Annotated in this window: 16 protein-coding genes and 1 pseudogene; 4 read left to right on the plus strand and 13 right to left on the minus strand. The window is 56.1% G+C overall.

Going from position 1 to position 16,571, the window contains the following annotated elements; translation table 11 throughout:
• Window positions 1-271 precede the first annotated feature (271 nt).
• Both ACZ1HJ_RS00060 and ACZ1HJ_RS00065 read right to left on the minus strand, forming a co-directional pair.
• Entirely contained in the window at window positions 272-1,441 is a 1,170-nt protein-coding gene (locus ACZ1HJ_RS00060; protein WP_472720332.1) for a calcium-binding protein, read from the minus strand.
• Window positions 1,434-1,772 carry a hypothetical protein gene (locus ACZ1HJ_RS00065; protein WP_472720333.1) on the minus strand — a complete coding sequence of 113 codons (339 nt, stop codon included), beginning with the start codon at window positions 1,770-1,772 and terminating at the stop codon, window positions 1,434-1,436. Before ACZ1HJ_RS00065 ends, ACZ1HJ_RS00060 begins: the two co-directional genes overlap by 8 nt.
• Window positions 1,773-1,896: 124 nt before the next feature.
• Here ACZ1HJ_RS00065 and ACZ1HJ_RS00070 point away from each other — a divergent pair, with 124 nt between their 5' ends.
• The 3 genes from ACZ1HJ_RS00070 (at window position 1,897) to ACZ1HJ_RS00080 (ending at window position 4,856) form a co-directional block, all read left to right on the plus strand.
• Window positions 1,897-2,874, plus strand: a complete 978-nt coding sequence (locus tag ACZ1HJ_RS00070; protein WP_472720334.1) for a response regulator transcription factor — start codon at window positions 1,897-1,899, stop codon at window positions 2,872-2,874.
• A 314-nt stretch (window positions 2,875-3,188) separates the two neighbouring features.
• Window positions 3,189-3,515, plus strand: a complete 327-nt coding sequence (locus ACZ1HJ_RS00075; protein ID WP_472720335.1) for a c-type cytochrome — start codon at window positions 3,189-3,191, stop codon at window positions 3,513-3,515.
• A gap of 18 nt (window positions 3,516-3,533) precedes the next feature.
• On the plus strand, window positions 3,534-4,856 hold the full coding sequence (locus ACZ1HJ_RS00080) for a PQQ-dependent sugar dehydrogenase (RefSeq protein ID WP_472720336.1): 1,323 nt from the start codon (window positions 3,534-3,536) through the stop codon (window positions 4,854-4,856).
• Window positions 4,857-4,975: 119 nt separating this feature from the next.
• On the opposite strand, the gene ACZ1HJ_RS00085 is transcribed toward ACZ1HJ_RS00080, so the two are convergent.
• The 8 genes and pseudogenes from ACZ1HJ_RS00085 to ACZ1HJ_RS00120 form a co-directional block, all read right to left on the minus strand.
• Window positions 4,976-5,383, minus strand: coding sequence for a surface-adhesin E family protein (locus ACZ1HJ_RS00085; protein ID WP_472720337.1), 408 nt, complete (start codon window positions 5,381-5,383; stop codon window positions 4,976-4,978).
• Window positions 5,384-5,523: 140 nt separating this feature from the next.
• Window positions 5,524-5,913 carry a VOC family protein gene (locus tag ACZ1HJ_RS00090; RefSeq protein WP_472720338.1) on the minus strand — a complete coding sequence of 130 codons (390 nt, stop codon included), beginning with the start codon at window positions 5,911-5,913 and terminating at the stop codon, window positions 5,524-5,526.
• A gap of 122 nt (window positions 5,914-6,035) precedes the next feature.
• Window positions 6,036-7,052, minus strand: coding sequence for a proline racemase family protein (locus tag ACZ1HJ_RS00095; RefSeq protein ID WP_472720339.1), 1,017 nt, complete (start codon window positions 7,050-7,052; stop codon window positions 6,036-6,038).
• A 12-nt stretch (window positions 7,053-7,064) separates the two neighbouring features.
• Window positions 7,065-7,319 (minus strand): NAD(P)/FAD-dependent oxidoreductase, encoded by a 255-nt coding sequence (locus tag ACZ1HJ_RS00100; RefSeq protein WP_472720340.1) that lies wholly within the window; start codon window positions 7,317-7,319, stop codon window positions 7,065-7,067.
• A gap of 44 nt (window positions 7,320-7,363) precedes the next feature.
• Window positions 7,364-8,314, minus strand: a pseudogene (locus tag ACZ1HJ_RS00105) (NAD(P)/FAD-dependent oxidoreductase); the annotation flags it as partial.
• A gap of 51 nt (window positions 8,315-8,365) precedes the next feature.
• Window positions 8,366-9,256 carry a dihydrodipicolinate synthase family protein gene (locus ACZ1HJ_RS00110; protein ID WP_472720341.1) on the minus strand — a complete coding sequence of 297 codons (891 nt, stop codon included), beginning with the start codon at window positions 9,254-9,256 and terminating at the stop codon, window positions 8,366-8,368.
• 66 nt (window positions 9,257-9,322) lie between these two features.
• Window positions 9,323-10,540 (minus strand): NAD(P)/FAD-dependent oxidoreductase, encoded by a 1,218-nt coding sequence (locus tag ACZ1HJ_RS00115; protein ID WP_472720342.1) that lies wholly within the window; start codon window positions 10,538-10,540, stop codon window positions 9,323-9,325.
• Window positions 10,541-10,603: 63 nt separating this feature from the next.
• Entirely contained in the window at window positions 10,604-11,311 is a 708-nt protein-coding gene (locus ACZ1HJ_RS00120; RefSeq protein ID WP_472720343.1) for an SDR family oxidoreductase, read from the minus strand.
• Window positions 11,312-11,431: 120 nt separating this feature from the next.
• On the opposite strand from ACZ1HJ_RS00120, the gene gcvA reads away from it, so the two are divergent.
• Window positions 11,432-12,301: a transcriptional regulator GcvA gene (gene gcvA / locus ACZ1HJ_RS00125; protein WP_472720344.1), complete on the plus strand. Its 870-nt coding sequence runs from the start codon at window positions 11,432-11,434 to the stop codon at window positions 12,299-12,301.
• Between the two features lie 9 nt (window positions 12,302-12,310).
• Here the strand turns inward: gcvA and ACZ1HJ_RS00130 are convergent, their stop codons facing one another.
• From ACZ1HJ_RS00130 to ACZ1HJ_RS00140, 3 genes are all read right to left on the minus strand, one after another.
• A complete protein-coding gene (locus ACZ1HJ_RS00130; RefSeq protein WP_472720345.1) occupies window positions 12,311-14,443 on the minus strand; it encodes an acetate--CoA ligase family protein in 2,133 nt (710 codons plus the stop codon).
• A gap of 4 nt (window positions 14,444-14,447) precedes the next feature.
• Window positions 14,448-15,608 carry an acyl-CoA dehydrogenase family protein gene (locus ACZ1HJ_RS00135; RefSeq protein WP_472720346.1) on the minus strand — a complete coding sequence of 387 codons (1,161 nt, stop codon included), beginning with the start codon at window positions 15,606-15,608 and terminating at the stop codon, window positions 14,448-14,450.
• A 62-nt stretch (window positions 15,609-15,670) separates the two neighbouring features.
• Window positions 15,671-16,510 (minus strand): beta-keto acid cleavage family enzyme, encoded by an 840-nt coding sequence (locus ACZ1HJ_RS00140; protein ID WP_472720347.1) that lies wholly within the window; start codon window positions 16,508-16,510, stop codon window positions 15,671-15,673.
• Between the last annotated feature and the right edge of the window lie 61 nt (window positions 16,511-16,571).

Genomic DNA, 16,571 nt, shown 5'->3' on the forward strand with positions numbered 1-16,571 from the left:
CGGAACCGCGATGGATTGGGCGTTTCCGCTATGCTCGATCTGACCGTTTTCTGCCCGAAGCCACATTGCGAGTCACTCGAGAACCTCGCCATTTTCACTCTCGCGATCACCGTCGCACTCAGACTCTACTACCAAAGCGGAGATCAGATTGATTGCGCCATGATACCGTTTTTGGTGAACCTCTCCGGATCTTTGTGAATGTCACTCATTCTCTTATCCGGGACAGGATTTTTGGTGCTTGCAACCACGATGGCGCACCGACATTTTCTGATCAAACGAATATGAAATGATCCTCACTCAGATCGGCCGCATTGACGTTCAAGAGCGTCAAAGTCCCGATATCAGCCTCGATGACTGTCGCGGGCCGAACGGCAAAAGTCTCATGATCAAAATTGACCGTGTCAAAGATAATCAGATCATCAAACTCGGAATCTCTGACGCCACTCATGTCAATTTCATTGTTCCTGCCAAAGTTTGTGATGACATCGTTTCCTTCGCTGAATACGAAAACGTCGGATATTCGGCCCGCTGTCAGCCTGTCGTTGCCAGCTCCGCCATCTAAGGTATCGAAACCGCTGCCACCGACGAGCGTATCATGCCCCTCACCGCCCAAAATATACCCAAACGACTGCGACCCGAACAATAAATCGTTGCCGCTGCCACCATCAATAAAGTGCTCGCCCGTATCCATTTCACTCGAGATCGCACCGGCATGGATCGTGTCATTGCCACTGCCGCCAGCAAGGTCGTCAAATCCGTTACCGGCCCCGCCCCAGATCACATCATTGCCACCACCGCCCACGATCCAATCGTGGCCGCCATCACCGTGGATCACATCGTTTCCACCTTCCCCAAAGAGGCTGTCTTCGCCTCCGCCGCCAAAAGGGTCATCCGGTTCATCACTGGCTCCGCCCCAGATCTCATCATCACCTTCGCCGCCCGAGATCCAATCAGCACCTGCGCCGCCGTGCAGTGTGTCACTGACGTTGCCGCCAGTAATACTATCGGCGCCGTCGCCGCCGAAAATCGTGTTGTTCCCAAAATTGCCTTCTATCGTGTCACTGCCAGCGCCGCCTTCGGCATAGTCATCGCCGAGGCCGAGGGAAATATCGTCATTATTGTCTCCGCCATAGACCAGATCATCGCCCTCGCCCGCGCGGATCCGGTCATTTCCCTGACCGCCATAGACGTAGTCATTGCCGTCACCGGAAAAGATGTAATCATTACCACCATTGCCGTAAATTCGGTCGCTGCCGCCAAAAGTAAAGATAAACTCAGCGTGGTTTGCGCCAAAAACCCAGTCGACATTATTGCTCCCCTGGATGGAGGATTGGCCCACCCTGCCGTGGTGAACAGTGATATAGTTGAATGGGTAAATGCTTGTTGTCGGATTGACGGGCAAGGGGCTCAGGAAGTCAGCGCCCAGACTGAAATTAAACATAGTTTTCTCCTAATACTTGGGTACAATTTCCTACCGCTGCCATGTTGAGATCCGATCGCAACGCATAAGGCACCGGCAATCGTTGAAGCCAGTAGTTTGGGATTGTTCCAGCACGCAGAAATTGCATGACCCGATCGGCAAATAAGACGCGGGACAGTGCCACACGTGCGAACATCGCATTCACGATCGCGCCAAGAATGGTGCGTTGCAGCCAGATCGGCAAGTTGACGATAAATGTCGCCATGAGTGTTTCGTAGGACCGCATAAATTCTACTCTTAACAACGCGAAAATTTCCCCGGGGAAGTACGCATTTTTAAAAAAGTCGTTCACTATGCCTTCATGCTTGACCAAGGGTCTGTTTGTTTCAATTGCGGTTTTCTGCTAGTTTTGTGCGGAATACCGCATTTATTTTTATCCAAATCCCTTTTTGTGTGGTTGCTCTATGAGAGAAGATTTGACCAATAGGCTAACGGCCCGGGAACGCGATTGCCTGCGTATGATCGGCAATGGTTTGACGGCTCGACATGCGGCTGCCGAGCTTGGGATCACCGTATCGACAATCGAGAAACACCTGTCCTCTGTGCGCCGCAAACTGGGTGTTTCGAAGACCGTTGAAGCGGTGAAAATGGTAGTGAGCCACCACTCAGACGCATTGCATAATATCACCATACCCGAAGCCGCCGAGCGCAATTGTTCGGACAAGGCATGGCGCCACGCTCAATGTATTCTGTCCTGCCAGACCAGAGCAGAAGCCTGGCAACTCCTGCAGGAATATCTGGGTGATGAAGGCTACTCGCATTCCTTGATAGGCCTGGTTGCAGAACCATTTGGTCAATTGACCAATGGAGCGCGAATTGTGGACAATTCGTTCGGTCGCGAAATTATGGAAATGTACGAAGTTGCAGGGGGATCAAACGTTGACCCGGTCGCGTTACGCATATCGACGTCGGTCCAGCCTTTTTTCAGCGACAGCAACGAAGTCGTACTTGAGCATATGAAGCAACTGCCCGAAGGTGTGGCCGAACTTATGCGCCGATTTCTGGATATAGATCTGAAACAGCTGCTTGTTGTACCCACGACGGATGTGTCGACAGGCGCGCCATATTGTTTAACGCTTCATATCAATTCAGCAGCGCAAGACGAGTTCAAGGCGGGTCGGAAACCCGAACTGGATGATCTGCGCTTGTTGCTCGGTGCGTATTGGACCTTCATCAAGTCGCGCAGGTTTCTGTCAACGGTTTGCAAGCTGACGCAAAGGCAAGCCCAGGCCCTTCGCTTGGCCGCCCGAGGTTTCCAAGTAGAGGAAGCAGCAGAGCATATGGGGATTTCACGCCGCTCTGCCGAAAAGCTTCTGCAAAAAACACGGGAACGGTTAATGGTCAAAACAACCGCCGCAGCAGTTTTCCGAGCAAACGTCTACGGTGTACTTTAACTGCGGCCGGAATAGGAATTTCCCTGCCCGGGCGATTTTAGTGATCGGCCCAACACCAAGATTGACCAATTCTACGGCATGAATTCAAATCGCGATTGGTTCCATAGCGGGCAATGATCGATTTGGTTATGGCGTTTTAAATCGACGGCTGCCCCTCGGCATTTATGCCGGGTGCTAAGTCTTTTTTGTTTTCAGGTGCCGATGTTTCAAACGCCCGCAAGCAAATCTCCTTACGACCAATGTCTACATTTGCAAAAACGGAAAGTGCGCGATGGTTCTTGGGTTGTGAGCCTTAACGGCTCGAGGAGGGCGTTTTGTATAGACTTTCCAGCGTTCCAGTTTTTCTATTGTTGTTGATTTTCCCCGACCATGGGTTCGGTGCCGACAAGGCGTTAGGTGAAATCAGATACAACGAATCTTGCGTAAATTGCCACGGGCAGGCCGGAAAGGGTGCTGCCAGTTATCCCAAGGTTTCCGGCAATGAAGTGTCATTTACGACGGAAAAATTAAAAGCCTACAGAGAAGGCATCAAGCAAGGCCCGAACTCTGCTCTGATGATCATGATGGCGAAACCGTTGACCGATGAGGAAATCGATAATTTGGCCGCGTATTTGGAAGACGCGAAATACGAAGCGCAATAACAAATCAGGGAGGAAGACATGAAGACATTAAAGAGAAAAGTCTTTTCGAAGGTCATGGCCGGCGCCGTGTTTCTTGGACTGCCGCTTGCGGCTCAGGCCGATGATGGCCAAGGCATGGATGTGCCTAAAATCTCAGCATCCGTGGTCCTCGAAGGCCTTGAAAATCCATGGGATATGGCGTTCTTGCCAGACGGCACAATGTTCTTCACCGAAAAATGCAAAGGTCTGTCGGTGAGAACCGCGGATGGAACCGTGCATGCACTCTACGGCATGAAGGACAGCACGGGATTTGCCGACAGCGCCGATGACCTGTTTTGTGAAGGACAAGCCGGGATGCTCGGCGTGGTCGCAGATCGGCAATTTGCACAAAACCGGATCCTTTACGTCTATTCGACGTCGACCAAATATCACGGCGATGGGTGCAAAACCAATTTTGAAAAATGCGATGGCAACATCGTCATGAGATTTAAAGTCAGTGAAGACCTCACAAGCGTCTCCGATCGCACCGATATCGTGAAGGATATTCAGTACAAACCACTCGAATCCAATCAGCCTTTTGGCGGTCCCGGCGCTCATAATGGCGGCCGCATCCGCATTGGGCCTGGTGGCTACCTCTGGGTTGCTGGTGGTGACCGCCACCGTGGGATTTGCCCTCAGGATGGAGAGCTCCTGTGCGGTAAAGTTCTGCGGATCGATATGGACGGCAATGCCCATCCGGACAACAACCCGCCTGAAGGCTTTGACAACCGCATATACACCTATGGACACAGAAACGTCCAAGGCATCGATTTTCGCCCAAGCGATGGCAAAGCGTTCACCGCTGAGCATGGCCCATGGCACAACGATGAGATCACCGCCCTTGTGAATGGTGGCAATGCCGGTTGGGACCCGGCGGAAAAAACGGCGGGCCGTGGCGAATGCCCGGATCAGTACTGCGGCTATGAGCCAAATCAGATGGACGGTATGGACCCGGCCGTGCGTGCTGCATACACCCCGATGAGCGACACGCGCTTTGATGATTTGATGCCAGCAACGTGGAACAATAACGGCTTCTCGCAAGGAACCGGGTCTGCCGCTTTCCTGAAAGGCAGCAACTGGGGCATCTATGAAGGCAACCTGGCGGTCGGCATCATGGGTATCGGATTTGGTGACACGCCAGCCGGCTCACGGATTGACTTGATCAGCATCACCCCCGATGGCTTGGGTATCAACGGGATCACACGCATGCCTGTTGGGTTCTCAAAGCGGTTCCGTGGTTTGGTCATGGGGCCGGATAACGCGCTTTACGCCACAACGGATGCTGGTGAGATTTACCAGATCACCGGCGAAAGCATGAAGTAACTCTCGACGTTCGAGATACTCTTCTCAAAAGAAGTGCCCGCGTCACCCCGGTGTCGCGGGCATTTTTATTCTGGCGGTTGAACGTATTGGCTCAGCGTGTTCAGCGATCGGACACCATATCAATTGCACACAATTTCACTCAGACGGTCCGTCGCAGAACCAATCGCGATCTTGCTCGTCGGCTTGTCGGACGTATCCGTCTTCATGGCAGGTTTCTCCCAGTTCTTGTCTGTGAAAAATGTACTCTGCAGTGCCTTCTCGGTCCGTTCGGAACAATCGATTTCCAGAAGCACAAGAAAACTGGACGCACCCATGACGGACGTTTTGTACTGGATGCCGTTCCAAACCTGACGCACCGTATCGATCTTTTCCACGCGTGACGGGTCATAAAAGTAAACGTCGCCATTCGCCTCCTCGGCGTAGATGACCCATTCGGTTTCTCCTGCACCGGTGGCCAAAGCAGTGCCGGCTGCAACGATCGATGCCGCAGAAAGGATCAAGAATGCTGCTAAACTGGTTCTGTTCATAAGGGCCAGTCTTCGACAATTTAGCGGGGCTGGCCAGCAAATTTTTCTTGGTTTGCCGACGACACGCAGCTGCACTGACCCAAATATCGGGTTGTCGCGGGCATCAAAGGATCAGGCCAAGGCACCATGCCGTTTGGTCGTCAGACCGGTTGGGACGCTATCCACCAAATATTGCCACATGGGTCTTGTACACCTGCCATCCGGTCTCCATGCGGTCGATCATTCGGTGCCATCAACGATGTCGCGCCGAGACCCAATGCCCTGTCATAAGCCTTGTCTGCACTTTCTACGTAGATATGCATCTGGGACATGTTGACCGGATAGTCATCGGTGCTATCGTTCAACATAATCAGAGAGTTACCGATCTGCAAACGTGCATGTTGAACGCTGTTGTCATCGTACCTGCTATCCTTGATCACGCGTGCACCAAACGCTGCAACCAGAAAGCCCATCAGACGATCCGCGTCATGAACCGTAAAGTAAGGCGTGATCGTTTGCTGCCCCACATCGGACATAGCATCGTCGCTCACTGGGTGTTTCCCTTGTCGTTTTGCGCAAGCTGACAGATGAACCCGAGCTCCGCAATGCATACGTCTGCAACCGAATTGGACGCCATTAGCCTACCAGACACGCAGGTTATCCATGATCGGTTCTATCCGCCCCATGTGTCGGACAAAATGAACCCCGATGGGAACGGATCGCTTGGGTCGAGGCCGATCTGGGATAGCCCGTATATCCAGCATTGCCCTGTCACGCGCGCCCGGCTTCCTCTGTAGGGGCCGATTTGCGCCTCGCCAATCAATTCCGCCTGAAATTCGCTACCGATGATCGAGCGGGTCGTGATCACATCACCGGGTGCTACTTCCCCGTTGGCATGCAGCACGGCCATCGTCGAATTCGTGCCCGTTCCGCAGGGTGAACGATCAGCGCGGGCCGGTTTCAACGTTGTGCAATGACGCATAGTGCCATCGGTTTCCCGCGCACGAAACATGACATAGGCCAGTCCGTTCACTTCTGGAATTTCGGGGTGCACGATCTTGGTCTCAGCCGCAATCACGTCGCGCAGCGTCACCCCTATTTCAGCCAGATCGCGCGCATTCTCTGGCACGATGCTCAGGCCAATTTGGTCGACATCCACGAGCGCATAGAACACCCCACCATAACACAGATCATAGCTCACATTTCCCCATTCGCCGGTTTCAACCGTCGCTCCGGACACCGCCACAAATGCGGGCGGCATATCGAGGCTGACACCCGTCACCTTTCCGTCTTTGCAGGCGGCCGTCGCGCGCACGAGGCCAGATGCGGTATCGAGGGTCACTATGGTTTCAGGCTCGACCATTTCCATCATGCCGGTTTCCAGAATGGCCGTGACCGCACACATGGAATTCGACCCGGACATGGCATGGGCCTGATCCGTCTGCAGAACAATCATGCCGAAATCGGCATCCGGGTGGCAGGCGGGTGGGACCAGCACAAAGGAATGGTTCGCCGCCCCGCGTGGTTCGGAACAAAGCCAACGACGCAAACTGTCATCCACGTCATTGATATGCGCCAGTTTCGCAGCCATCGTATCGCCGGGGATATCGAGCACGCCGCCGGTGATGACCCGGCCAATTTCGCCCGCGCAATGAACGTCAACCGTTTGTAAAGTTCGTTTCCAGCGCATTCTTTGAACTCCTCAGAACCGGTCAACCCGATAGGGTGTCATGTCAAACGAAGATGTACCCGTGGTCACAAGATCCCCCATCAGACTGGCGCATGTCGCGGCATAAGTCAGTCCAAGATGTCCGTGGCCGGTTGCATAGAACACCCCCGGCACCCGGGCCGACGCGGACATGACCGGGATGGTGTCGGGAAAGGCGGGGCGGTGACCCATCCATTCGGTACTGTCCTGAACCTCAAGGCGCGGCAGGGCCTCGCAGGCATGCCGCACGGTGATTTTTGCGCGACGATAATTGGGGGCGCCTCCAGCCCGGCCATTTCCACCGTACCACCAACGCGGATGCCACCGGCCGTCGGGCTGACCATGAACGCTTTGGCAGGCCAGATGATCGAATGGGATATTTCAATCCCCGGCGCCATAACCTGGGTATGGTAGCCCCGCTCCGTTTCCAAAGGCATCGTCTCATTCAACATCTTCGCAAGACGCCCGGTGAACGCACCAGCACACAGAACCACTTCGTCTGCCTGAAGCACCTCACCATCGTTCAAACGCACCCCGGTGATCCGCTCAGATCGTTCAAACCCGGTTACCTCCGCCCGTCGCACGATGCCGCCCAGCGCTTCAAACCGCTCCACCAGCATGGCCACGAATTTATGCGGATCAGAGAGCGTTCGGTTGTCCGGCAGCAACACGGCCTTGGTGATTTTGTCACTGATTTCCGGCTCCAGAGCATGGAGTGCTGCGGCGTCCAGAATGTCATAACCAAAACCAAACCGGTCCAGCATGTCGATACGTTCACGATCGGCCTCGAATTCGGCATCACTGGCATAAAGTGACAGACATCCTGTTTGTGACAGCCCCGCGCCAAACTCGATCTCCTGCATCAGATCTCGGGTATCCTTCAGGGATCGCTCGCACAAAACTGCGCCAGCCGCCTCCAATCGCCGTACCGACGACGGGAGGCTGGCGGCCAGAAAACGCAGAAACCATGGGATCAGGCGCGGCATGTAGCGGGGGCTGACATGGATCGGCCCTTGCGGGTTCATCACCCATCCAGGGATGTGTTTCCAGGTTGAGGGCCGCGCCACGGGCATAAACTCGGTCACCGCAATGGATGCCATATTGCCAAAGGATGCGCCTGTTCCGGGGGCATCCCTGTCCACCAGGGTCACGGACCGGCCCCGTTTTGTGAGATCATGCGCAATGGCGGAGCCTATTACCCCGGCGCCGACAACGATTGTCCGCATTGCGTTTGATGTGCTCATGACAAGGGCCTCAAAACCGGGGGCAGTCGAAACTGCTCCCGATTGGGTGATTTACATAGCCTGGATCGGTGCCAACGCCTCTTGCAAGTCCGCCTTTTCCGCATCCGTCAGTGGGCCCAATGGCGCGCGGCATTCGCCCACGGGCAACCCCTGAAGCTCGCAGCCATACTTGATCTTCTGAACAAACTTGCCGCTCTCCAGGATATTCATCGCGCGGTAGAGCTTCGCCATCACCTCTTTGGCTTTGGTCAGGTCCCCTGCTCGGTAAAGCCGGTCCAGATCACAACAGGCATGGGCCAGAAAGTTGGACGGACCACAAATCCAGCTGTCGGCCCCCCAGAACATGAAGTCCAACGCGATATCGTCCGAGCCGGAAACCAACTGAATCTTGCCATCATACCGCGTGGAAATATCAATGGCGCGTTGCAGCACGCCGGAGCTTTCCTTGATCCCAATCACACGCGGGTTATCCGCGAAATGGTCCATCAGGTCGAACGAGATATCCGCGCCGTCCTTCGCCGGATAGCTATAGAGCACCAGATTGGCATCGACCTCGGCCAACACGGTTTCATAGTGCCGGATCAACTCATCCTGCGTCGGACGCGTGTAAAACGGCGGCGCCAGCAGAACGTTGTCATAGCCAATCTCCTTGGCCATCGCGGTTTGCTCGATCACCTCACGGGTCGCCGGGGCGTTGGTGCCCGCAATGAGTATTTCATCCGGCGACGCGAAATCCTTGACGAATTGCAGCACTGCGCGACGTTCTTCGGTGGATTGACTGAAATATTCACCGGTCGACCCGTTTGGAACCCAGCCCGTGACGCCCGCCGCGCGGAAATGCGCCAGCAGCTTTCCGAACGCATCAAAGTCGATCTTGTTGCTGGCATCAAACGGCGTAACCAACGCGGGCATGACGCCGGACAGTTTGACGTTGTAGGTCATTGAATTGTCCTTTCGCCCATGGGCGATTGGCCCGTGCCATTGCGCACGGGGCTTGTTTGGTTGCGATTAGATAACGGCGCGCTCGATCACGCGTTCGCCCTTGTTGAAGCGCTCATAGAGGAACGGCGACAGGTCCATCGATCGAAACTCGCCGTAGATGATTTGCTCCGCCACACCGCGCCCCACGGCCGGCCCCTGTTGTGAGCCATGCCCGGAAGACCCATTGGTGAAATGGAAGTTCGACACCGTGTCGTGCGGCCCAATGACGACATTGAAATCGAAGGGGTTGAAGTCATAGTGCCCCATCCAGAAATCCACGATTTCAACATCCTTGAACTGCGGAATACGGTTGGAGATGATCGGATGAACCTTATCTTCCCAGATGGTTTCCTCGGCACTGAAATCTTCGACATCAACGGTCGCATCCTCGCCCAGAGGTGGACAACCGACCAGATAATCATCCCCAAACTGACGGAAATGCACGCCCGTCGGATCGATGGTCAACGGCAGGTCCCGATCCAGCGGTTCCTTGGCGCGGAAGATGAATGTGTAACGTCGCTTGGGTTCGATATCGAGCTTCAACCCGGCCATATCGGCAACCGCCCCGGCCCGCGTGCCCGATGCATTGACAATCGCACCGGCTTTGATGGCTTCGCCTGTCGCAAGGGTCACACCAGTTACCTTATCGCCCTCACGGTCAATCGCCGTGACCGTGTTTTGGATGTAATCAACGCCCATCTCAACGGACTTCTTGATCAGCCATTCCACCATCAGAGGTGCGTTGTAATAGCCTTCATCGACCGTGTTCAGGCTTCCCGCTTCAATGTCGTCCAGTTTATAGAACGGATAAGCATCGGCGATCTCATCGGACGTCACCATACGCGTTCCGGCACCGCATTCTTCCTGAACGCTCTGATCACGCTGCAGAACTTTGGTCAGGTCGGCATTGTCCGAAAGATAGAGATAGCCAAAATTTCGAATGCTCAATTCGGGCACCTTGGGATCACCGCCCAGATTTTCGCGGAAATTGCGCACAAACTCGGCGGCATATTGGCCAATCTTCACATTGATCGGGTTGGCAAACTGTTGGCGCATGCAGTTGTTCGAGGCCCCTGTTTGCGCCTTGGAGAATGTCGGATCCGGCTCAACCACCAGCACCTTGCCCTTAAAGTCCGGGTTCGAGGCCAGAAACCACGCCGTGCAGGCGCCCATCGTGGCACCGCCAATGATAACAACATCATAGGCGGCATGCTTTGGTGTTGCTGAAAATTCAGGGAGATCCATCTCCCAGGACGAGATCTTTGGACGTCGGTTTCATAATGTCGTCTTTCGTTGATTGAAGCCGGATCAGACCGAGCGAGTGATACCGCCATCTACACGGATATTCTGGCCGGTGATGTATGCACCGCCGTCAGAGGCGAGGAACGAGACCGTCGCGGCGATTTCGTCATAGGACTTGCCGTAGCGCTCCATCGGAATTTTGGCCATAAAATCCGGGTTTTCAGGCAGGCTGTCGATAAAGCCAGGCAGGACGTTGTTCATGCGCACGTTGTCAGCGGCGTATTTATCCGCGAACAGTTTGGAATAGGCCGCCAGCCCCGCGCGCATCACGCCCGAGGTCGGAAAGACCGGATCAGGCTCGAAGGCCGCGAAGGTTGAGATGTTGATGATTGTGCCGGACTTTTGACCAATCATGATCGGCGCGACAATTCGTGTGGCCCGAACACTGTTCAGGAAATAGACTTCCATGCCCTCGTGCCAATCCTCATCCGAGATTTCAAGGATTGGCGCGCGCGGCCCATGACCCGCAGAATTGACAAGAACATCGATGCGACCCCATTTTTCCATAACCGCATCAACCAATGCCTGCATGTCTTCGCTGGACTTGTTGGTGCCCGTCATGCCGATGCCACCCAGTTCCTGAGCCAGTTTTTCACCCTTCCCGGATGAAGAGAGAATGGCAACGTTGAAGCCATCGGCCGCCAGACGGCGCGCGCTGTCAGCCCCCATGCCGCTTCCGCCCCCCATGATGATTGCTACTTTCTTGTCAGCCATATTCGCCTCCGTGACATCCCCGTTTCAACCTCGCTCCAACATGGCGGTGCTGTGCGCATTTGACTAATCAGTAATTCTGTTTTAAATCTGTAGAAATTCTATCATCTCAGCGATCCTAAAATGCGCAAAATGCCGCCGTTGAATTCCTTGAAGGCTTTTGAAGCCTCTGGGCGCCATCTAAACTTCAGGCTCGCCGCCGAAGAGCTTGGCGTCACCCAAGGGGCCGTGGCACAACAGGTGCGCGGACTGGAAGAGTTGTTACAAATCAAACTCTTCGAGCGACATGCACGGGGGTTGTCTTTGACCGACGAAGGCCGACGATACCTCCCGCCAATCCGCCGTGCATTTGATATGATCGCTGATGCAACAGGCAGCTTGTCACCACAGGACATGGTGGTAACGATCAGTTCTACACCCAGTTTCGCTACAAGATGGCTGGTGCCAAAATTGGGTCTGTTTGCGCAAGACCATCCCGACATTCGCGTTCGGCTGGATGCTTCAAATGCGCTTGCGAACTTTCAAACCGATGGGGTCGACATAGCCATTCGTCAGGGTAAGCCGCCTTTTGGCCCCGGCCTCGCGTCCGAAATCCTGTTCGCTGACGAATTGATCGCGGTGTGCCATCCGGATATCGCGAACGGCCCCAAGCCGATCCGAGCCCCCAAAGACCTGCTCGGTCACGTTCTCCTCGAGGATACGCATGGCCAATGGCCTTTGTTCCTCGAGGCAGCACTTGGGGAATTGCCGGTGTCAGATTTGAAAACCATGGCGTTCAGCCAAACATCGATGGCCATTGATGCAGCCCTCGCCGGACAGGGGATCGCACTTGCCAATCAGGAGTTTGTAAAAGGAGACTTGCAGGCCAATCGTCTCTGCCAGCCTTTATCGTTTTCGACGACGACGGAAGAAGGATATCACATCGTGGCGCCCCAAAACCCAAGAAACCCGGGCATCGTGGCAGTGGTGAGGGATTGGCTTTCAAAGCAATAGCAAACACGTTTAGACGCGCGTCGGAGGAGATTGAATTATATCATCCGTATCCGACGCAAGTTGCAGCAAACAATCCACCGGCAACACGCTGTTTTCATATACAAAAAGCGGGTTTACTTCCAACTCAAAAACACCCGATTGATGATCAGCAGCATAGTCTGCGAGCGCCAGGAGTGCATCCACAATCACATTTATATCTGCTGCGGGCTTGCCGCGAAAGCCGGCCAACAGGGTTGCCGCACGCAGTTCTTTCAAAGCATGTGTCACATCCTCCCGGCCCGCTGGCAGCAGAAGCGACTGCGTATCGCCGACAAGCTCGACCAGAACACCGCCACTGCCCAATGTCATCGTCATGCCAAATTGCGGATCATGCCGTAGTCCAACAACCAGCTCTGCCAGGGGCGGCGGCGCCATCGCCTCAACGAGATACGTGTCCGTCACCGCATCCGGATGATACGCCGCCACAGTTTTTTGCATCTCGGTTGCCGCATGGCGCAGCGCATCGGCATACTTCAGGTTCAGCGCCACGGCCCCCGCTTCGGTCTTATGTGCCAGCGCTGGCCCCATCATTTTTAAAACAACCGGATACCCGATCTCCGAAGCAACCGCGCACAGGGTTTCGCCAGTAGCTTCCTGACCTGCCGGAACAGGAAATCCAGCTGCGGCAAGGCGCGTCTTGGCCTCCGCCTCGGTGACATATTGCAGCGGAAATTGCGCTTGCACGGGCGGCAAGTACGGCGGGCTTGTCGCAAGAATACGGCGACGCGCCGCGCCCCAGGCAACCGCGTCGCGCAAGGCGTTCAACGCCTCATGGATGCCCTGCATCGGGGCCACGCCCTGTTCGATAAAGGCTTCGCGAACATGTGCGCCCATATTCTCGGGCAGCGTGGCGCAGATGGCGGCGGGCAGCCCCGCTTCGCGAGCCGCGTGTGCAAACGCCAATCCGTCATTGAGATAAAGCTGTTCGCTTTCATCCAGACCTGCCGCCGGATAGTCCTGAACCAAAAGCGCCGCGTGCGATGGAACATGCCGGAACGCTTCGGCAAAAACCGGTCCTGTCTTGTCCGCTTGGCCCCAGATCGGTGTCGTGTAGTCGAGCGGATTTGATACGGTTGCAATCTCCGGCAACAACGCATCCAAAGCCCCACGCGCGCTATCATCCGGGCCGGGGTATCGCAGTCCGATTATTTCGCCATGGTCCGCCAGCATCGTGGCGCCGCCGCCCGAACAGGTGAACCCCATGACATCAACGCCATCCGGCACACCTGCCACGCACAAATATTTCAACGTTTCCAGAAACTGCGACGGGTTGGTGACGCTGATCACCCCGACACGCCTGAACAGAGCCTGATAGAGCACATCCGATCCCGCCAGCGAACCCGTATGGCTGATCGTAAGGCTTTCGCCGATCGCGGAACTCCCGGTTTTGAGGGCAACCATTGGCGTGCCCGCATGCAAAGCCTTCAGAGCGGCGCGCTCAAAAGCGGGGATGTCAGACAAGCCCTCGATGTGAATACCGATCGCCCGCACTTCGGCGCGCTCACACATCAGATCGACGAATTCCGTCACCCCGAGATCCGCTTGATTGCCCGCCGAGGCCATATACGCCATTGGCAACGATCGCTGGCTCATCGTGATATCCGATGAGAACATACCGGATTGCGTGATAATAGCAGCGCCGTAACCCGGGCATGTCCCGCCATGTGCAAACGGCCAAAGCGCTGATTTACCGATGTAATTTATCAATCCATAGCAATTGGGGCCGATCATAACCATGTCGCCCAATGCGGCCTTCAGGTCTTCTTCCAGCGTGCGGCCTGCTTCATGTGCTTCGGCAAATCCGGCGGAATAGCACACGATGCCGCCCGCCCCCATGGCCGCCAGATCACCAACGGCACCAGGCACAGCGGGCGCTGGAATGGCCAGAAACACGGCATCCGGCGCGCCGTGCAGATCACTGATCTTGTCCACGCAAGGCAGGCCGCAGAGCGTATCGCGCCCCGGATTAACAACCCACATTTCACCCTCAAACCCCGCGCGTCGCGCCTCGCCGATGGCGATGGCGGCATCCCGTCCGCCGACGAAGGCAATGTGACGCGGGTTAAGCAGACGCTCGAAATTTTGCCGTTTGGCCGGGGTCATGGAATCACGCCCCAAGCGGGCGCAGCATCGAGCGGGTGATGATATGGCGCTGAATTTCCGACGTGCCATCCCAGATGCGTTCGAGCCGACTGTCGCGCCAGAGACGCTGGATCGGCAGTTCCTCCATCAGGCCCATACCTCCATGCACCTGAACGGCATCATCCGCGATGCGCCCGAGCATTTCCGAGCAGAATACCTTGACCATCGCGGCATCCTGATCGGCCATATGGCCCGCCTCGTGACGCGCCACGGCATCAAGCACCATCAGATCAGCCGCCCGCAGGTTCATCGCGCCATCCGCAAGGCGAAACCCCGTGGCCTGAAACTGCCCGATGGGTTTGCCAAATTGGCGCCGGTTGGCCGCCCAATCGGTCGTCATGTCCAGAAGCCGTTCCGCTTTGCCACAGCAACTCGCCCCAACCCAGATACGCCCCATACCCAGCCACTGACCCGCAATGTCAAACCCGCGGCCTTCTTCGCCCAACACCTGATCCGGCCCCAGACGCACATTGTCAAACGACAGGGCATAGGTTTTGTAGCCTCGGTAGCTCACACTTTTTGTACCTTCGCGACAGTCAAAACCCGGCAGGCCAACATCGACCAGAAAGGCCGTCACCCGCTTGCGCGGTCCGCGTGGCGTTTCGTCTTCACCCGTCGCGGCAAAGACGATGGCAAAATCGGGCATACACGGCCCCGAAATGAAATGCTTGGAGCCGTTCAAGATCCAATCATCCCCGTCCCGGCGCGCATTGGATTTCATGCCCATTGCGTCTGACCCAGCTTCGGGTTCGGTCAGGGCAAAGAGCTCGCGTTTTTCACCCGTAACACAGGGGAGAAGATAGCGTTCGCGCTGATCACCCTCGCAGGCCAGCAGGATTTCCGTGGGCCGCGCCGCCCAGCTATGGAGCGCATGCGTGGCTTTGCCATATTCGCGCTCGATCAGGTGCTGCGCCGAAAGGCTCAGTCCGCCACCGCCCACCTCTTCGGGCAGGTTGCAGGCATAAAGGCCCAGTTCCTTGGCCCGCGCCTCGATCTGTCGGCCCAGATCTTCGGGCACTTCGCCCTGGCGGTCGACCTCTTCTTCATGGGGAAAAATCTCGTCCTCCATGAAGGCGCGCACCGTGCTGAGCAGCAGTTCGTTTTCGTGACTGACCTGAAAATTCATGTGCTGTCGCTCCTAGGCGTCCGCGCCGCGCAGGCCCAATTTGTTGCGCGCTTCTTGCGGGCTTAGAACCCGCCCCCCATCCGTTCGATGATCTCGACCACGCGGGTCACAAGCTGACCGTTGGTGGCTGGCACACCGCGGTCGAGCCAGATGTTGTCCTCAAGCCCCACGCGCACATTGCCACCCAGGGCCACCGCCGCGGCCGCCATTGGCATCTGCATCCGGCTGATGCCAAAACTGGCCCAACTGGCACCCGCCGGTAGTTGTGCCTTCATCGCGGCCATGGTCTCGACCGTCTGATCGGCCCCCCACGGTATGCCCAGACAGAGCTGGAACATCGGGGGCGCTGCAATCAAGCCTTCCTCGACCATCGCCTTGGCAAAGCGGATATGGCCCAGATCAAACACCTCAAGCTCGGGCTTCACGCCCCAATCGCGGGTCAACTCCGCCATGCGGCGCAAGGTGGGCGGGGTCGAGATATAAATCTCATTACCATTGCCAAAATTCAGCGTGCCACAATCCAGCGAGCAGATTTCCGGCATACATTCCTTGATATGAGCCAGCCTTTCGTCCGGCCCGATCATGTCCGTCCCGGGGCCGGGCTGCGCAGGGTCTTCCGCGGACGGCACCCAATCGCCGCCCATCCCGGCGGTGAGGTTGATCACCACATCGGTGTCGCTGGCTCGCACCAGATCAACCGCCTCCTTGAAGAGTTTGGGGTCACGCGACCCCTGTCCCGTTTCCGGGTCACGCACATGCAGATGCGCAATCGCCGCACCCGCTTTGGCCGCCTCAATGGCCGCATCGGCGACCTGCGCAGGGGTCACAGGAATATGTGGGCTTTTACCCGTGGTATCACCGGCACCGGTGACAGCACATGTAACGATCACTTCAAAATTCATGCACACTCTCCCTTTTCCAACAGTGTGCGGCGCACCATGTGAAAATATGTCGATTATTCGC

Source organism: Roseovarius sp. JB2-10 (genome assembly GCF_055693585.1).

Coding starts and splice junctions, on each gene's coding strand:
- ACZ1HJ_RS00080 (WP_472720336.1), top strand. CDS start 3,534: ATGAAGACATTAAAGAGAAAAGTCTTTTCGAAGGTCATGGCCGGCGCC.
- ACZ1HJ_RS00110 (WP_472720341.1), bottom strand. CDS start 9,256: ATGACCTACAACGTCAAACTGTCCGGCGTCATGCCCGCGTTGGTTACG.
- ACZ1HJ_RS00115 (WP_472720342.1), bottom strand. CDS start 10,540: ATGGATCTCCCTGAATTTTCAGCAACACCAAAGCATGCCGCCTATGAT.
- ACZ1HJ_RS00140 (WP_472720347.1), bottom strand. CDS start 16,510: ATGAATTTTGAAGTGATCGTTACATGTGCTGTCACCGGTGCCGGTGAT.
- ACZ1HJ_RS00135 (WP_472720346.1), bottom strand. CDS start 15,608: ATGAATTTTCAGGTCAGTCACGAAAACGAACTGCTGCTCAGCACGGTG.
- gcvA (WP_472720344.1), top strand. CDS start 11,432: ATGCGCAAAATGCCGCCGTTGAATTCCTTGAAGGCTTTTGAAGCCTCT.
- ACZ1HJ_RS00095 (WP_472720339.1), bottom strand. CDS start 7,052: ATGCGCTGGAAACGAACTTTACAAACGGTTGACGTTCATTGCGCGGGC.
- ACZ1HJ_RS00130 (WP_472720345.1), bottom strand. CDS start 14,443: ATGACCCCGGCCAAACGGCAAAATTTCGAGCGTCTGCTTAACCCGCGT.
- ACZ1HJ_RS00060 (WP_472720332.1), bottom strand. CDS start 1,441: ATGTTTAATTTCAGTCTGGGCGCTGACTTCCTGAGCCCCTTGCCCGTC.
- ACZ1HJ_RS00085 (WP_472720337.1), bottom strand. CDS start 5,383: ATGAACAGAACCAGTTTAGCAGCATTCTTGATCCTTTCTGCGGCATCG.
- ACZ1HJ_RS00120 (WP_472720343.1), bottom strand. CDS start 11,311: ATGGCTGACAAGAAAGTAGCAATCATCATGGGGGGCGGAAGCGGCATG.